Origin of the sequence: Mesorhizobium sp. M4A.F.Ca.ET.020.02.1.1 (genome assembly GCF_004022645.1) — a bacterium.
In the GTDB taxonomy this organism is placed as follows: domain Bacteria; phylum Pseudomonadota; class Alphaproteobacteria; order Rhizobiales; family Rhizobiaceae; genus Mesorhizobium.
Map to the genome: position 1 here is coordinate 1 of NZ_RZOI01001019.1, position 1,649 is coordinate 1,649.

Consider the following 1,649-nt stretch of genomic DNA (forward strand, 5'->3'; position numbering starts at 1 on the left):
ATTCGGAGAGGTGCTCGATGATCGCCGGGATGTCGAACAGCATTTCGCTGGTATTGCCCGACTGCACCACCTCGCCGTTGAGCGTCGTGGTGATCTGCAGCGCATGCGGGTTGGCGACCTCGTCGCGCAAGGCGAGATAGGGACCGAACGGCCCGCTATGGGCGAAGTTCTTGCCCGCCGTGTATTGCGAGATGCGGAACTGGTAGTCGCGCACGGTCACGTCGTTGAAGATCGAATAGCCGGCGACGTGGTCGAGCGCATCCTTTCGCGAAATATAGCGGCCGCCCTTGCCGATGATGACGGCGAGTTCGCCCTCCCAGTCGAGTTGATGGGAGACACGTGGCACCACCACCTTGCCGCCTGGAGCGACCAGCGTCTTGGCGAAACGGGCGAAGATGATCGGGATTTCGGAGATGGGGCGCCCGGCCTCCTCGGCATGCTTGCCATAGTTGCGGCCCACGCAAATGATCTTGGGTGGAAAGGGCACCGGCGGCAGGAGGCTGACGGAATTCGCCGGGATGAGGATCGAACGTCCGCGCGCATCCGCTTCGTCCAATCCGGACACCTTTTCGACCAGGCGCCGCAGCGCCTTCAGGGCTGCATCGCCGGCTTCCAGGAAACCGACGGCACCCGATGCCCAATTCCTGCCCGAAGGCACGTCCTGCGGAAAGGCGCCGTTTGCCTGGGCGAGATCGATGATCAGGTCGCCATATACCGCTCCGAGACGCGGCTGATCGCCTGATGTGTATGTGACGAGCTTCGTCATTGCGCTCCCTTTGGTTGCTGATTGTCGAAAAGATTTTCCGAATATCGGACATACATGGTTCGATATTCGGTATAGTAGTGGGCATCGCAAGAGCGGTCAAGACAGCGACCTGAGCATTGCTCGAATTGCACGGCGCGTCTGCCGATCGGGTCAGCGGACCCATGAGATGCCGACTTCCTCTCAGGTTTTCCGGCCGCCTGCGCCTCTCTCCGTATTCGACGATCAATCCCTCTTGACGACATTCGCAACCTCGCATAGTTTCGAATAACGAACATATATTGTCCGATTATCGGATATCAAAGGAGAGGAAGCACAATGACATTGCGCGTTGGTCGGCTCGGACATGTGGGGATCGCCGTCCGGGATATGGAGCGGTCGGTCAGCTTCTACACTGAGGTTCTGGGAATGCGGCTTACCGAGCAGTTCAATTACGGCATGGACGAGGTCGGGCACGGTGTCGCGGTGCTGGCGGGATCGTTCGTCCGGAACGACTCCACGCATCACTGCCTGTCGATCTTCACGCTGAGGAACGCTGTCGAGCCGCCGGCCGAACATGCCTTCGGCCTCCATCATATCGCCTTTGAGATGAACAGCTCGGACGATCTGCTTGCGCTTTATCGCCGTTTCGAGGAGCGGGGGATACCGATCGTCAATGCACGCAAGGGCGGTCCCGGCAACCAGCCGCGTTTTTACGGACGCGATCCCGACGGCAACCTGCTCGAATTCTACTGGGGCATCGACCAGGTCGGCTGGGACGGCATTGCTCGCCCCTAGCCGCCGATCGAGGAGATCGAACTGGGCCGCTTCGATTTTGAGGCGTTCGAGGTCGAGCGCGAACGGATGGCCGAAGCCGCCAGGAAAGCCAAGACGATCTGAGAAAAAG

General features: G+C 59.9%; 2 protein-coding genes. One reads left to right on the forward strand and one right to left on the reverse strand.

The window, feature by feature from the left end:
* Window positions 1–766: fumarylacetoacetate hydrolase family protein (locus EN742_RS34325; protein ID WP_148670499.1), on the reverse strand; the 766-nt coding region annotated here is incomplete at its 3' end.
* A gap of 315 nt (window positions 767–1,081) precedes the next feature.
* Between EN742_RS34325 and EN742_RS34330 the strand changes: the two genes are divergently transcribed.
* Window positions 1,082–1,540: a VOC family protein gene (locus EN742_RS34330; RefSeq protein ID WP_245492470.1), complete on the forward strand. Its 459-nt coding sequence runs from the start codon at window positions 1,082–1,084 to the stop codon at window positions 1,538–1,540.
* The last annotated feature ends 109 nt before the right edge of the window (window positions 1,541–1,649 follow it).

Bases quoted from the DNA above. Each gene is read 5' to 3' on its own strand.
- EN742_RS34330 (WP_245492470.1), top strand. From the start codon at position 1,082: ATGACATTGCGCGTTGGTCGGCTCGGACATGTGGGGATCGCCGTCCGG.